A 14495-nucleotide genomic window follows, 5' to 3' on the forward strand; every position below is an offset into this window, starting at 1 on the left:
CGGTAGCCGGGGTCAGAGGTTCAGCGGTAGCTTGAAGGGCTTGATTCCTGTTGCAAGCGGCATTTTCTTGGCGACGGTCGGGGGCAGCTTGGACCTTGCGATGCGCTCGGCCGGTTTGCCGTCGCGGAAAAAGCTGTCAAACCTCCAGCTTGCTTCGAGCGTGCGGGGCAGTTTGCTAAGCATACGTGTAGTTTCCTTGGTGGCGCCGCTGCCCCACCATGGTTTCATCCCACCTTTGCACTTTGCATGAAACCTGACTCGGACGCGATAACCGGTTGCCTTTTCTTCCTTTTTGACCTCCTGAAGCAGCTTGATCAGCTTGGATTCGAACTTGCTATAGTAGCTCGAGTTCGAGCTTGCCGACATCGGCGTCAGGTTCGCATTCGTCCCCGGTCCGCCCAGCTTTTCGCTGAGGATGTGCCCCTTGATATAGGTCTGGGCCTGCAGCTCCGAGTAATCCGCGAGCATATGAATCTCGCCGAGTGCCAGCAGTTCCAGGATCTTGTCGACGGATTTTGCCTTGGCCAGTTTTTCCAGCGTCGATTTGCTGGACAGTGCCTTTTGGACGGCGGACAGATCGATCAGGTCCTTGACGTCCCAACGCGAATTGAACCGTTCGACGATGCTGCAATGCCCTGAGGCTGGAGAGCTGCCTTTTATCTTAAGGCTGTCGGTTGTCAGAATGCAGGTGACCTCATCCGCGCCGGTCGAGAACTTTTCGCCTTCAAAGATGACGTCGCTGCGTTTGGAGGATTTGAAAATGTTTTGAACAACCATGGCGAACAAACTGTGAAACTCGTGATGTTGTCAGAGTAGCACAGAATTTGCCGCAGCAAAGAAGCCGGGTTCACACAAGCCCCGGGCGCAAGTTGCTCGCGCCCGGAGGGGACCAAATCAGCCCAGTTGCACCAGAGCGTGGCGTTTTTTGCCCGCGCTCAGCTTGATCGGCGAGGACAGCGCGCCCGCGTCGATCATCAGGCCTGCGTCGGTCAGGGGCGCGTCGTCCAGCCGTGCGCCGTTTTCGGCGATCAGGCGCTTGGCCTCTTTGCCGGATTTGGCGAGGCCGCATTTGACGATGATCTGCACGATCGAGGCGGGCAGGTCAGCGGCGTTGAGCGACAGGGTCGGAAGGTCCCCGCCGACACCGCCTTTTTCGAACACTTCGCGGGCGGTGGCCTCGGCCGTTGCGGCAGCTTTGGCCCCGTGCAGCAGGGTTGTGACTTCGTTGGCGAGGCGGATTTTGGCCTCGTTGATCTCGGACCCTTCCAGTGCGGCCAGACGGTCGCATTCGTCGACCGGAAGCTCAGTGAAGATCTTCAGGAACCGGCCCACATCGGCGTCGGTGGTGTTGCGCCAGAACTGCCAGAATTCGTAAGGAGACAGCATGTCACCGTTCAGCCAAACGGCCCCGCCCTGCGATTTGCCCATTTTCCGCCCGTCGCTGGTGGTCAGCAGCGGCGTGGTCAGGCCATAGATCTCGTGATCCAGCACGCGACGGGTCAGGTCGATGCCGTTGACGATGTTGCCCCATTGGTCCGAGCCGCCCATCTGCAGAACGCAGTCATAGCGGCGGTTCAGCTCAAGGAAATCATAGGCCTGCAGGATCATGTAGTTGAATTCGAGGAAGGACAGCGACTGTTCCCGATCCAGCCGCGATTTCACCGACTCGAACGACAGCATCCGGTTGACCGAGAAATGCCGCCCGATATCGCGCAGGAAATCGAGGTAGTTCAGGCTGTCGAGCCACTCAGCATTGTTCAGCATCAACGCGCCAGTGTCGCTGTCATCGTAGGACAGGTATTTGGCGAACACATTCTGCATTCCGGCGATATTGTCGTCGATCTGTTCAGGGCCCAGCAGGGGGCGCTCGTCCGACCGGAACGAGGGGTCGCCCACCTTGGTGGTGCCGCCGCCCATCAGGGTGATCGGTTTATGGCCGGTTTTTTGCAGCCAGCGCAGCACCATAATGTTCATCAGATGGCCCACATGAAGCGACTGCGCGGTGGCGTCATATCCGATATAGGCTGTTTGCACCCCGCTGATCAGCGCGTCGTCAAGGCCCTGATAATCGGTGCAGTCGGCGAGAAAGCCGCGCTCGATCATCGTGGCGATGAAATCCGATTTGGGGTGGTAGGTCATATCCGTGCCCTTTGGGTTGATGTTGCGGGGCACTGTATAGGCGGCGCGAGGGGTAAGGAAAAGGTGCTAATGTGGCGACCTGCGGGATGGTGTTGATCCCGGGGCGCGGGGTGGAAAAAAAGCGCAGACATTTGGTCAAGTATCTTGCTTCACCGGTGGTATCAGGTGCAGGTTGGCCGAATACACCGCTAAGTTGTATCGCCGGACAAGCAGGAGACGCGCGTGAACCGCAGTACACGAAATTTGGGGCCCATCCGGGCGCTTGGGGCTATGTCGGGAACCTCATTGGATGGGGTGGATGCGGCGGTTGTGGAAACCGATGGACAGGCGATCTTTGGTTTTGGGCCAAGCGGGTATCGCGCCTATTCCGAGGCTGAGCGCGCGGTTTTGCGGTCGGCGCTGGGGGAATGGCATGGTCAGGCTGTGGATGGCGCGGCGGAACTGGTCACCCGCGCCCATGCCGAGGCGCTGTCCGAGTTTGAAGAGGTGGATCTGATCGGGTTTCACGGCCAGACGCTGGCGCACGAGCCGCGCGGGCGGGGGACCTTGCAGGTGGGCGACGGGCAGGGCTTGTCGCAGGCGCTGGGCCTGCCGGTGGTCTGGGACTTTCGCAGCGATGATGTGGCGCTGGGGGGCGAGGGCGCGCCGCTGGCACCGTTTTACCACTTTGCCTGTGCCAAGTGGATCGGCGCGGATCAGCCGATCTGTTTCCTGAATCTGGGCGGGGTCGGGAACCTGACCTATGTTGATCCGTCTTTTGACGGCCCCGAAGAGCCCGGCGCGTTGCTGGCCTTTGACACCGGCCCTGCGAATGCGCCGGTGGATGATCTGATGCAGGCGCGGCTTGGGCTGCCGATGGACCGCGACGGGGCGGTTGCGTGCGGCGGCACGGTGGAAACCGGCGCGCTGGAGCTGTTTCTGGCCGAGCCGTATTTTGCGCGGATGCCGCCGAAATCCTTGGATCGGAACGATTTTGCCGAGATGATCGGGTTGGTGAAAGAACTGAGCGATGCGGATGCCGTGGCGACGTTGACCGCGATGTGTGCCGCCGGTGTGGTGAAGGGGATGGAGCATTGCCCGAAACCGCCCGCCCGCGTGCTGGTCACAGGCGGCGGGCGGCGCAATCCGGTGCTGATGGAGATGCTGCGCGTGTCACTGGACTGCCCTGTCGAACCGGTCGAGGCCGTCGGGCTGGACGGCGACATGCTTGAGGCGCAGGCGTTTGCCTATCTGGCGGTACGCGTGGCGCGCGGGCTACCGACATCCTGCCCCGGCACAACCGGGGTAAGCGCGCTGGTAGGCGGCGGGACGGTCAGTACGGTTTCCGCTGCTAGGGTCAGGACCCATTAATCTTGCGCCACTGGCGTGTGAACGGCAATAAAGCAGTGGTTTTGAGCGCGCCGGGACTGGCGGGGTCAATTCCAAGCGATCAAAGCCGCTGCTTTGCAGCGGTTCACGCGTCCGAAGGATTTGGCTGATTTTGCCTCTGAGCTGCGTTACACCCCTTTGAAATAGAACCACTATTCCGGCAGGGATGTGCCTTATCAGAACCAAAATAAGCCAAACCAGTGGCGCAAGATTAATGGGTCCTGACCCTAGAATGCAGACTTGAAGACCCGGCGCACTTTGCCCGTCACCATGTCCATTGTGGGCATTCTTGCGGAAAGTTCTTCGGTGAGTTTGCCGATGCCCAGAGTGTCCCACGGCCTTTCACCGGCGTATTCGGTCTGATCGAGAATTTCGAAGAACGTGTCGTGGATCACGTCCTTGTAGTAAGCCTCGGAAAAATTTCGCGCGTATCGGGCGTGCCACGGTTTTATTGTTCCCAGCAGGTGCACAATGTTGCCTTCGATCGGGAACGGTTTCTCGTACTGAGAAATGTTCCAGCTGACATCGAGTTCGAGAATCCGGTCTTCGAACATGATGTTGAGCGCATCCTGATCCTGCGAGTGCAGGATATCGGCCTTTTCCAGGGTCAGATCGACGATTTTCGATGTCGTGTCATTGGCACGCCAATAGTCCAGATCGATGACCAGAATACCGGCGTTGAAGTATTTCCTGGGGTCTTTCAGGCCCAGTCTTTCGCCGATGGAAAGGTCGGGAAATTCGGCACGTGCGCTGATATCGATCGCAGCGGCCAGAACGTTGTCGCCAAGGTCCATATGCATCAGCTCGGCCACGTCTTTGTAAACCAGCAGATCAATGTCCAGATAGACGCATTTCTTCAGAGAAGGGAAAAAATCGGCAATGAAATAACGCGCATAGCTCATCTTGCTTTTCAGATAAGCGGTCGAGCGGAAAGCCGAGACGCGGCTTGCGTCCAGATCTTCGAACACGACGGTTCCAAGATTTTTGTGCTGAAACGACTTTCTGAGCGTTTCCTTGTCGCTGTCCAGAAACCCTTCGCAGATCACGTGGACGTTTGCCGTTTCCGAGCAGTGGTCCAGCGCGGACCGAACCGAAACGGCCATCCCCCAAATGATATTCCGATCACCACAAAAAACCAGATCGACCATGACGCACCTATCAACAAGAACAATGGGTAGAAACTTGAAAGCTATTAGGCGGACTCTGTCACGTTGCCCCCATTTGCGCAAGATGAATGGGCGTTGATGCTCAGCCCCGCGCGATGTCGAACCCGGGCGGGGCGAGGTCGAAGCCGTCGAATTCGAACCCCGGAGATACGGTGCAGCTGACCAGAGTGTAAGCTCCGGTGCTGCGGGCGGCTTGCCAGTGGTTTTGGGGGACGATCAGTTGTGGGGCGCCTTTGGTTAGGTCCGGGGTCAGCAGGTGATCCTGAGCGTGCCCCTGATCGGTTTCGGAGATCGACAGGATCAGGGGCGCGCCCGCGTGGTATAGCCAGATTTCGGTAGCATCGACTTTGTGCCAGTGGCTCGCCTCATCCGCTTGCAGCAGGAAATAGATGCAGGTGCCGGTAGCGCGGCCGGAATTGTTGGCGCGCCATGTTTCGCGGAACCAGCCGCCTTCGGGGTGTTTCTGCAGGCGCAGGTGGTCGATGATCTGTTGCGGGGTCATTGGCGTTCCTTCTGTGTCGGCGCGATTATGCATGGGCACGCACGATCTGCTATGGCAATCGCGCAAACAGGCCATATGTTTGCCGCATGACCCTGACGATCCCTTTCGATAACAGTTTTGCCCGACTGCCGAACACGTTCTATGCGCGGCAGGCCCCGGTGCCGGTGCGTGCGCCGCGTCTGATCGCGTTTAATGACGCGTTGGCGCAGATCCTGCGGGTGACGCCCGGTGAGGTGCACGAGATGGCCGAGGCCTTTGCGGGGAACACGCTGCCCGGAGGGGCCGAGCCCTTGGCGCAGCTCTATTCCGGGCATCAGTTCGGGACTTACAATCCGCAGCTTGGCGACGGGCGCGCGGTTTTGCTGGGTGAGACGGTTGGGACGGATGGGGTGCGCCGGGATATTCAGCTAAAGGGGTCAGGGCCGACGCCATTTTCGCGGCGGGGGGACGGGCGCGCATGGCTGGGGCCGGTGCTGCGTGAATATGTGGTGTCCGAGGCGATGCATGGGCTGGGTATTCCGACCACGCGGGCCTTGGCTGCGGTGGAAACCGGTGAGATCGTGCTGCGCGAGGGACCGCTGCCCGGTGCGGTGCTGACGCGCGTGGCGCAGAGCCATCTGCGGGTCGGCTCGTTTCAGGTTTTTGCTGCGCGGGGGCAGTTGGACAGTTTGCAGCGGCTGACGAATTACGCGATTCAGCGGCATTATCCTGATGCTGAGGGGCCGATGGGCCTGCTGCGAGCGGTGCGCGATGCGCAGGCGCGGCTGATCGCGCAGTGGATGAGCGTCGGGTTTATCCACGGGGTGATGAATACCGACAATTGCTCGGTCGCGGGTGAGACTATCGATTACGGGCCTTGCGCGTTTATGGACAGCTATCATCCGAATACGGTCTACAGTTCGATTGACCGGATGGGGCGGTATGCCTATTCGAACCAGCCCGACATTGCGGTCTGGAACATTGCGCAACTGGCGACGGCGCTGATCCAGCAGTTCGAGGAAAAAGAGGCCGCCGTGGAAGAGGCGACCGAGATTGTTCATGCCATGCCCGACCTATTGCAGCAAAACTGGCTGGACCGGTTCCGCGCCAAGATTGGTCTGGCGACGGCGGAAGAGGGCGATCTTGAGATGATCTCGGACCTGCTGACGCGGATGACGCAGAATGAGGCGGATTTCACCAATACGTTCCGGGCGCTGGGCAGCGAGGCGGCGCGGGATCAGTTCACGGATCGCGCGGCGTTTGATGGCTGGGCCAAGGGGTGGCGTGCGCGTTTGGCACGGGAAGAAGCGCCCGCTCAGGTGATGCAAGCGGCAAACCCGGCCTTTATCCCACGCAACCATCGGGTCGAGCAGATGATTCAGGCGGCGGTGGCGGGGGACTATGATCCGTTCCATCGGTTGAATGAGGTGCTGGCGCGGCCTTATGAGGACCAACCAGATCATGTGGACCTGACCCGGCCCCCAGCAGAGAACGAGGTGGTTCAGGCCACGTTCTGCGGCACCTGACGGCGGCCCAGAATTTCGAATTGCAGGCGGGCTTCGGACACTTCGATGGGCAGCGTCGGAGAGATCAGCCCGCTATCGGCCAGCATGACGGATTCGCGTTTCAGCTGGATTTCGCGGCCGCCTTCGGACTGCACATATGTGCCCGACGTGCTTTTGTCGGACAGGATCAGTTTGCCGTCCTTCATGTTCAGCACGGCGTGCAGGCGCGACACCCAAGGCTGGGTCAGGATCACGTCGCAATCGGGGGACCGGCCAATCGTCAACTCACCATTATCGTGACAGCGCCACGAGCGGTCCTCGTGGCTAAGCAGCAGGGTCAGGCGTTCTTCGGGTTTCCAGTGATCCTCGGTCCGGCCATAGGACAGGGGCAGCCGGGTCTGGGTAAACGGGTCCATCGCCGGATTGATCAGGGAATGCGCGGCAAACTGTTCGGTCAGGCCCTTGAGGTTGAGCCGCCCGAGCGGTTTGAGCACACGGCGGATATCTTCGTGCAGCATCGCAGCGACACCGTCGCTAACGCAGGCCTCGCCGGGGTTGGCGGCGGTGGCAAGGCGGGCGGTGACGTTAACAGCCTCGCCATAGACACCTTTTTCGGCGATGACGATGGGCCCGCAATGCACGCCCACATGCACGGACAGTGAGGTTTCTGGAGAGCCTTCGATCAGATCCATCGATGCCTTCAAAGCGGCATTTGCATCCGTGAAATAGCTGAGGACATCATCGCCTTTCTGCCCGACCTGCGTGCCGCCATGGGCCGCCAGAACGCGCCGCAGGCGGTCGAGTTCAAGCTGGATCAGGCGCTGTGCCTCGCCATCGCCCACCGCTTTGTATAGCGGGGTGCTCCCGGAAATGTCGGCGATGACCAGGGTGGCAAAGGTTGTATCCACGTTTGATCCTTTGTTCGGCTTTGCGGGCACTTTAACGATCCAGAGCGTTCTGTACATGCAATTTGCGTTTTGGTGGAGCCGTTTAAGGTTAATTCTGCTTTAGGTTTCGGGATAGGGCCGAGATTCATATTGCGCTGCGCGCTGGGCGTGGCAGTGTTGGTGGTTTCAGAACCTGCGGAAATTCATGACACGCCCAGCGACACTTCGCCTTGCCAGCTACAATATCCAGAAATGCGTTGGTCTGGATTTCCGTCGCCAGCCGCAGCGCATTCTGCAGGTGCTGGACAGCTTGCGGGCCGATATCGTGGTGCTGCAAGAGGCGGACAAGAGGCTGCCGCCGCGCCCGGCGGCGCTGCCGCATTTCATGCTGGACGAGGCCGGGTGGCAGATCGTCGATCTGGGCGGCGCGGGCAGTCTGGGCTGGCACGGCAACGCGGTGATCTGGCGGGGGGATCACATCGCGGTGCGTCAGACAGGCCATCACGATTTGCCGGGGCTGGAGCCTCGGGGGGCCGTTCGGGTCGAGTTTGACACGCCCATCGGGCCGTTGCGGGTGATGGGGATGCATCTGGGGCTGTTGCCTGCCTCGCGCCGTCAGCAGATCATCCATATCCGGCGATGCGATTCCGATCTGTCGCAGATGCCGACCGTCTGGGCCGGGGATTTCAACGAATGGTCGCGCCAGCCGGTGCTGGATCATCTGGCCCCGGACATGCGGTTTCTGCCTCCTGTGCCCAGCTTTCCTGCGGCTCAGCCGCTGGGGGCGCTGGATCGGATCGCGCTGGGGCAGGGCTTGCGGGCCAGCGGCCACGGGGTGCATGATGCGCGGCCTGCGCATATCGCATCGGACCATTTGCCGATCTGGGCAGACCTTCAGCGTGCTGCCTGAAATTGCAGCAATGGCGATGCATTTCGGCGGTGGCGTAACCCGATCAGACATATTAAGACAAAAGTCCGTATAGTTCTGAGGGTAACAATGTCCGACACGATCATCGCCCGCTGCGAAGCCAAGGGCCTGCGCATGACAGGCCAGCGCCGGACCATCGCGCGTGTGCTGCAGCAAAGCGCCGATCACCCGGATGTGGAAGAGCTGTATGCCCGCGCCTCGGCCGAGGATGCGGGGATTTCGATTGCCACGGTGTATCGAACGGTGAAGCTGTTTGAAGAGGCCGGGATACTGGAGCGGCTGGAGTTTGGCGACGGCCGCGCGCGATACGAGGATGCCGAGCGGGATCATCATGATCACCTGATCGACATGCACTCGGGCGAGGTGATCGAATTTGTCGACCCCGAGATCGAGGCGTTGCAGGAAAAGATCGCCGCCAAGCTGGGCTATAAGCTGAAAGGGCACCGGCTGGAGCTGTACGGCGTTCCGCTGGACAAGGACTGATCCATCAGAAAACGCGATTGGAGGCATCACGGCATGTCATCCAAGCTGTCGCAATCGGGCTTGCGGTGTCGCGAAACATGCTGTTGATCTGGCCCGAGGGCCGGGATTTCACCCGCACGCCCCATTGGAAACGCGCATGAACAATGTAAACGGCATTCTGCTGCTGATCGGATCGATGGCAGCTTTTGCAATCGAGGATATGTTTATCAAACACCTGTCGGCCAGTGTGCCGACCGGGCAGATCCTGATTGTGCTGGGCGTTTTCTGCGGTCTGGCCTTTGCGCTGTTGTCGGTCGCCACGCGCAAGCGCATCCTGGATCCGGCGGCTTGGAGCCTGCTGCCGGTTGTGCGTGCGGCGTGCGAGGGGCTGGGCGCGGTGCTGTTCGTGACCGCACTGTCCTTGATCGATCTGTCAACGGTCGCTGCCGTATTTCAAGCGCTGCCGCTGGCCGTGACGATGGGCGCTGCACTGTTTCTGGGCGAAAAGGTCGGCTGGCGGCGGTGGAGTGCGATTGGGGTCGGCTTCATCGGTGTGCTGATGATCATCCGCCCGGGGCTTGAGGGGTTCCAGCCCGAAACACTGTTGGTTGTGGCAACGGTGTTTCTGATCGCAGCGCGTGATCTGGTGACCCGCAGGATCGATGCGCGGGTCGCGTCGAGCGTTGTGGCGCTGCAGGCTTATATCGCCGCCATTCTGGCGGGGTCCGTGTTGATGATCACCACCGGGCAATTGCTAACACCGGTGCAACCGGCGCAGGTGGGGCCGTATCTGGCGGCGGTGATTTTCAGCATGTTGGGCTATTACGGCATCGTCGCCGCGATGCGGGTGGGCGAAGCCTCGGCCATGATGCCGTTCCGCTATACGCGGTTGGTGTTTTCGATGATCGCCGGTGTTTTGATGTTCAACGAACGCCCGGATCTCATGACGTTGGCAGGGGCCACGCTGATCATCGGCTCGGGCCTATACACCTTTGTTCGCGAACGCCGTCTGGCGCGGCAGATGGCCACTGCCTGATCGCTGTTGGCGCAAACAGCAGGCTGTTAACCCTAATGGCAGGAAAATATGCGTGTTAGCGATAACGGAACTGGTTTACTTTTTGCCGGTTGCTGCTATGACGCCTGCAACGGAATGCAGCCACAGGGACGGCCTCATGAGCACGATCATCGACATCCACGCACGCGAAATTCTGGACAGCCGGGGCAACCCGACGGTTGAGGTGGACGTGATTTTGGAAGACGGCACCATGGGCCGTGCGGCTGTGCCCTCGGGCGCGTCGACAGGGGCCTATGAGGCGGTGGAAAAGCGCGACGGTGACAAGGCGCGCTATCTGGGCAAGGGCGTTCTGGAAGCCGTTGCTGCGGTCAACGGTGAGATTGCCGAGGAACTGGTGGGTTTTGACGCGACCGAGCAGGTGGCGATTGATCAGGCGATGATCGAACTGGACGGGACCGAGAACAAGGGCCGTTTGGGAGCGAATGCGATCCTGGGTGTCTCGTTGGCTACAGCGAAGGCCGCGGCGGATTTCACCACGCAGCCCCTGTATCGCTATGTCGGCGGCACCTCGGCCCGGGTTCTGCCGGTTCCGATGATGAACATCATCAATGGGGGTGAGCACGCCGATAACCCGATCGACATTCAGGAATTCATGATCATGCCGACCTCGGCCAGCAATATCCGCGAGGCGGTACGCATGGGGTCCGAGGTGTTCCACACGCTGAAAAAAGAGCTGTCGGCGGCGGGTCTGGCCACCGGTGTGGGCGACGAGGGTGGTTTTGCGCCGAACATTGCCTCGACCCGCGAGGCGCTGGATTTCATCCTGAAGTCCATCGAAAAGGCAGGTTACAAGCCGGGCGAGGAAATCCATCTGGCTTTGGATTGCGCCGCGACCGAATACTACAAGGACGGCAAATACGTTCTGTCGGGTGAGGGCAAAAGCCTGAGCAGCGAAGAAAACGCGGCCTATCTGGCGGCGCTGGTTGCGGATTATCCGATCATCTCGATCGAAGACGGCATGTCCGAGGATGACTGGGACGGCTGGAAGGCACTGACCGACGCTTTGGGTGACAAGGTGCAACTGGTCGGTGACGACCTGTTCGTGACCAACCCCGCGCGTCTGGCCGAGGGGATCGAACGGGGCTGCGCGAACTCGATGCTGGTCAAGGTGAACCAGATCGGCTCGCTGACCGAGACCCTGCGCGCCGTCGATATGGCCCACCGCGCGCGGTATACCAACGTGATGTCGCACCGCTCGGGCGAGACCGAGGACGCCACCATTGCCGATCTGGCGGTGGCGACAAACTGCGGTCAGATCAAGACCGGCAGCCTCGCGCGGTCGGACCGGTTGGCCAAATACAACCAGCTGATCCGCATCGAGGAATCTCTGGGCGAGGTCGCGGAATACGCGGGTGCGTCGATTTTGAAGCGGTGAGCACAGAGCATTTATCGTCTGGAAACCGGTCCCTATTCGGGGGCCGGTTTTTTTGTTTTGAAGACAATTAGGCGCGGACGATTGTTTCGGGTAAGCTTCTGCTCAGGTGCCAGGCTTTTGGGGCAACGGAAAATTTCGATTGATGAGTGAGGACATTCCAATGACGTCTATGAAACCTGCAATCTACAGCTTGGTTTTTTTGAGCCTGCCGACCGCCGCCCTGGCAGGACCGCCGGCCCCGGCCGTTTGCGCGAAGATGGTGGCGAGCGACATCAGTGGGCAGATCACGATGGAGGAATGTTTGTGCACCTATCTGGTGGCGGAACAGGTGTTGGATAATGATATCAAGGAATTGCTGTTCAAATCCTGGTACACGGGCGAAAACGTGACTGATGAGTTGAATGCGCTGCCGAATCCCAAGCGGGTTCCAAAGCAATTCAGCCGGATGGAGCGCGGCATGAAGCAGAAATGCGTCATAAAGCAATAGGGTTCGGCTTTTCGCTGAATTGATGCGAAAAATCAGACAATCACATGCTTATCTGTGAACTTGTTCATACTTAGGCTATAATGGCGGCGTTATTCTGATCTGCATTACAGAAAGGAGGGCGCAATGTCTGCTTCAAGAATCCTTCTTGTTCTTTCCATGGTCTCGGCTGGCGTTCTGGCCGCATGTTCCGAACCGGGGACCTATCCGATTACGGGGATGGAAGTGTCTCAGGACGACCCGGTGCAGGAAATGTACAATACCGGCCTGATTTTCCGCGGGGAGTCCCGCTAGAGCATTTTGCTCATCAGCATATAGCGGTCGCGCGGTTTGAAGCCCGAGCGCAGGTAAAGCTTATGCGCGGATTCATTTGTGCGATCGACCTCAAGATGCAGGGCGGTCAGACCGGCCTCGGCCAGTGCTTTGGGCAGGTCGTGCAGTACTTCGGTGGCGATGCCGCGACCGCGCACGGCGGGGCGGATGTAGATTTCATCGACAAAGGCGTCCATGCCGCCGAACTCGACCGACCAGCCGAAGGTGAGGATGACATAGCCCAGCGGCGCGCGGCCCGGGCCGATCAGGTAGATGCAGCCATGGGGGATGCCTTCTAGCAAGGGGGCCAGTGCGGTGCGGCGTTTGTCGTCATCCTGCGCGATGCCGGATTCCGAGTGAAAGGCCGACACCAGCGCCATCAGGCGATCCAGATCGTCGGGGCGGGCAAGGCGGAGAGCGGCGGTCATAGGCGGGCCAGCCTTTCTGTCAGCAGGTCAAAGAATCCCTGAGCGTCCACGTCGCCCATGAACATGGCATTTGGTGCGCGGTCTGTGACCCGCCACCAGTCGGCGACGGTCATGCCCAGGGTCAGTTCCGATTGGGTTTCAATCTCGACATTGATATGGCGGCCCGAGAACAGGCCGGGCCGGATCAGATAGGCGGTGACGCAGGGATCGTGCAGGGGAGCCCCTTCAGAGCCGTATTTTTCCTTGTCGAAACGTTCAAAGAAGTCGGTCATCTCGGCAACCGCATGGCCCACCTTGCTGTCCAGTGCGCGGAAGGCATCATTGCGGTGTGGTGTGACCAGTGCGTCATGGGTGACATCCAGCGGCATCACCACGAGATGGGCGCCGGATTTGAATACGATATCAGCGGCTTCTGGGTCGACATAAATGTTGAATTCCGCCGCCGGGGTGATGTTACCGACCTCGAAATACGCCCCGCCCATCAGGACGATCTCCTGCACGCGATCCACGATATCCGGAGCCTTGCGGAAGGCGGTGGCGATGTTGGTCAGTGGCCCCAGCGGGCAGAGGGTCACGGTGCCGGGCTCATGTGCGCGCAACGTGTCGATGATGAAATCGACCGCGTGCCCTTTGGTCAATTCCATCTGCGGATCGGGCAGGACGGGGCCGTCGAGCCCGGTCTTGCCGTGCACATGCTCGGCTGTGACAAGCGGGCGGTTCAGGGGGCGGTCGCATCCGGCATAGACGGGAATATCCGTGTGGCCTGCCAGTTCGCAGACGATGCGGGCATTCTTGGCCGTCAGTTCCAGCGGTACGTTCCCGGCGACGGCGGTGATGCCCAGCACCTCGATCTCTTCGGGGCTGGCAAGGGCCAGCAGGATGGCGACGGCGTCGTCCTGACCGGGGTCGGTGTCGATGATGATTTTGCGGGGCATTGGGGGTCTCCGGGGGCTTGAAGCGCGGACACTCGCAAGTGTCGCGCGACTTGTCTAGCCGATTTCCGCGTCCACCGTCGCATCCACCGGCGGGAGTTTGCCATTGGCGCGGTGTTCTTCGGTTTTGACCTCGTCCCAGAGCGCGTCCATCTCGGCCAGATCGCTTTGCGCAGGGGACTTACCACGTTGGGCCAGCCGCGCCTCGACCTGTTCAAACCGGCGGGTGAACTTGGCGTTGGTGCGGCGCAGTGCGGCCTCGGGCTCGATCCCCAGATGGCGGCCGAGGTTGACCATGACGAACAGCAGATCGCCGAATTCATCCTCAAGCGCGTCGGCATCCTTGGCGTTGCGGGCCTCTTCCAACTCGGCGGCTTCTTCGGTGATCTTGGCCAGCACATGGCTAGCGTCGGGCCAGTCGAATCCCACACGGGCGGCACGTTTCTGCAGTTTGTGGGCGCGCAGCAAGGCGGGCAGGTTAGCAGCTACGCCGTCCAGCGCACCTTTTTGTTCCTTGCCTGCGCGTTCAGCGGCTTTGATGGTTTCCCAATCGCGGGTTTGCTGATCGGCGGACTTGTCGCGAGATTCATCGCCGAACACATGCGGGTGGCGGGCAACCATCTTGTCGGACATGGTGCGGACCACGTCTTGGAACGTGAAATGCCCAGCCTCTTCCGCCATTTGTGCGTGAAAGACGGATTGGAACAGCAAGTCGCCGAGTTCACCTTTCAGCTCGTCATAGGCCTGCCGTTCGATGGCATCGGCGACCTCATAGGCTTCTTCGATCGTATAGGGAGCGATGGTCGCGAAATCCTGTTCGATGTCCCACGGGCAGCCGGTTTGCGGGTCGCGCAGGCGACGCATGATTTCCAGCAGGCGTTCAATACCCGCGTCGGTGTCGTGGATCAGAGGATTTTCGGCCATTGCGAACCCTTTCGTTCCGGTGTCAGATG

Annotated in this window: 16 protein-coding genes; 8 read left to right on the forward strand and 8 right to left on the reverse strand. The window is 60.2% G+C overall.

Annotation, left to right across the window (positions count from 1 at the left end; translation table 11 throughout):
* Positions 1-12 precede the first annotated feature (12 nt).
* Together ACR0FG_RS01180 and tyrS are read right to left on the reverse strand one after the other, a co-directional pair.
* Positions 13-777 (reverse strand): DNA/RNA non-specific endonuclease, encoded by a 765-nt coding sequence (locus ACR0FG_RS01180; protein ID WP_480889237.1) that lies wholly within the window; start codon positions 775-777, stop codon positions 13-15.
* 117 nt (positions 778-894) lie between these two features.
* The gene (gene tyrS / locus ACR0FG_RS01185; protein ID WP_480889238.1) at positions 895-2139 is read right to left on the reverse strand and encodes a tyrosine--tRNA ligase; all 1245 of its coding nucleotides are present in this window, start codon (positions 2137-2139) and stop codon (positions 895-897) included.
* A gap of 270 nt (positions 2140-2409) precedes the next feature.
* Here tyrS and ACR0FG_RS01190 point away from each other — a divergent pair, with 270 nt between their 5' ends.
* The gene (locus ACR0FG_RS01190; protein WP_480889548.1) at positions 2410-3489 is read left to right on the forward strand and encodes an anhydro-N-acetylmuramic acid kinase; all 1080 of its coding nucleotides are present in this window, start codon (positions 2410-2412) and stop codon (positions 3487-3489) included.
* 245 nt (positions 3490-3734) lie between these two features.
* On the opposite strand, the gene ACR0FG_RS01195 is transcribed toward ACR0FG_RS01190, so the two are convergent.
* Positions 3735-4655 (reverse strand): glycosyltransferase family 8 protein, encoded by a 921-nt coding sequence (locus ACR0FG_RS01195; RefSeq protein ID WP_480889239.1) that lies wholly within the window; start codon positions 4653-4655, stop codon positions 3735-3737.
* Positions 4656-4755: 100 nt separating this feature from the next.
* On the reverse strand, positions 4756-5175 hold the full coding sequence (locus tag ACR0FG_RS01200) for a cupin domain-containing protein (protein WP_480889241.1): 420 nt from the start codon (positions 5173-5175) through the stop codon (positions 4756-4758).
* Between the two features lie 86 nt (positions 5176-5261).
* Between ACR0FG_RS01200 and ACR0FG_RS01205 the strand changes: the two genes are divergently transcribed.
* Entirely contained in the window at positions 5262-6680 is a 1419-nt protein-coding gene (locus ACR0FG_RS01205; RefSeq protein ID WP_480889243.1) for a protein adenylyltransferase SelO, read from the forward strand.
* Here ACR0FG_RS01205 and ACR0FG_RS01210 read toward each other — a convergent pair.
* Positions 6656-7567: an adenylate/guanylate cyclase domain-containing protein gene (locus ACR0FG_RS01210; protein WP_480889244.1), complete on the reverse strand. Its 912-nt coding sequence runs from the start codon at positions 7565-7567 to the stop codon at positions 6656-6658. The two genes, ACR0FG_RS01205 and ACR0FG_RS01210, sit on opposite strands and share 25 nt — an antisense overlap.
* Positions 7568-7751: 184 nt before the next feature.
* Here ACR0FG_RS01210 and ACR0FG_RS01215 point away from each other — a divergent pair, with 184 nt between their 5' ends.
* From ACR0FG_RS01215 to ACR0FG_RS01240, 6 genes are all read left to right on the forward strand, one after another.
* Positions 7752-8456, forward strand: coding sequence for an endonuclease/exonuclease/phosphatase family protein (locus ACR0FG_RS01215; RefSeq protein ID WP_480889246.1), 705 nt, complete (start codon positions 7752-7754; stop codon positions 8454-8456).
* Positions 8457-8543: 87 nt separating this feature from the next.
* Positions 8544-8957 carry a Fur family transcriptional regulator gene (locus ACR0FG_RS01220; RefSeq protein ID WP_480889248.1) on the forward strand — a complete coding sequence of 138 codons (414 nt, stop codon included), beginning with the start codon at positions 8544-8546 and terminating at the stop codon, positions 8955-8957.
* 136 nt (positions 8958-9093) lie between these two features.
* Complete coding sequence (locus tag ACR0FG_RS01225; RefSeq protein WP_480889249.1) at positions 9094-9972, forward strand: DMT family transporter; 879 nt, start codon at positions 9094-9096, stop codon at positions 9970-9972.
* Positions 9973-10108: 136 nt separating this feature from the next.
* Positions 10109-11386 carry a phosphopyruvate hydratase gene (gene eno, locus ACR0FG_RS01230; RefSeq protein WP_480889252.1) on the forward strand — a complete coding sequence of 426 codons (1278 nt, stop codon included), beginning with the start codon at positions 10109-10111 and terminating at the stop codon, positions 11384-11386.
* 142 nt (positions 11387-11528) lie between these two features.
* Complete coding sequence (locus ACR0FG_RS01235) at positions 11529-11873, forward strand: hypothetical protein (RefSeq protein WP_480889254.1); 345 nt, start codon at positions 11529-11531, stop codon at positions 11871-11873.
* Between the two features lie 123 nt (positions 11874-11996).
* Positions 11997-12164 carry a hypothetical protein gene (locus ACR0FG_RS01240; protein WP_480889256.1) on the forward strand — a complete coding sequence of 56 codons (168 nt, stop codon included), beginning with the start codon at positions 11997-11999 and terminating at the stop codon, positions 12162-12164.
* On the opposite strand, the gene ACR0FG_RS01245 is transcribed toward ACR0FG_RS01240, so the two are convergent.
* The 3 genes from ACR0FG_RS01245 to mazG are packed head-to-tail and all read right to left on the reverse strand — an operon-like array spanning position 12161 to position 14466.
* Positions 12161-12610 carry a GNAT family N-acetyltransferase gene (locus ACR0FG_RS01245; RefSeq protein WP_480889258.1) on the reverse strand — a complete coding sequence of 150 codons (450 nt, stop codon included), beginning with the start codon at positions 12608-12610 and terminating at the stop codon, positions 12161-12163. The two genes, ACR0FG_RS01240 and ACR0FG_RS01245, sit on opposite strands and share 4 nt — an antisense overlap.
* A complete protein-coding gene (locus tag ACR0FG_RS01250) occupies positions 12607-13545 on the reverse strand; it encodes a nucleoside hydrolase (protein WP_480889260.1) in 939 nt (312 codons plus the stop codon). Before ACR0FG_RS01250 ends, ACR0FG_RS01245 begins: the two co-directional genes overlap by 4 nt.
* Positions 13546-13599: 54 nt before the next feature.
* Positions 13600-14466 (reverse strand): nucleoside triphosphate pyrophosphohydrolase, encoded by an 867-nt coding sequence (gene mazG / locus ACR0FG_RS01255; RefSeq protein ID WP_480889550.1) that lies wholly within the window; start codon positions 14464-14466, stop codon positions 13600-13602.
* Positions 14467-14495 lie beyond the last annotated feature (29 nt).

Source organism: Ruegeria sp. E1 (assembly GCF_056534225.1).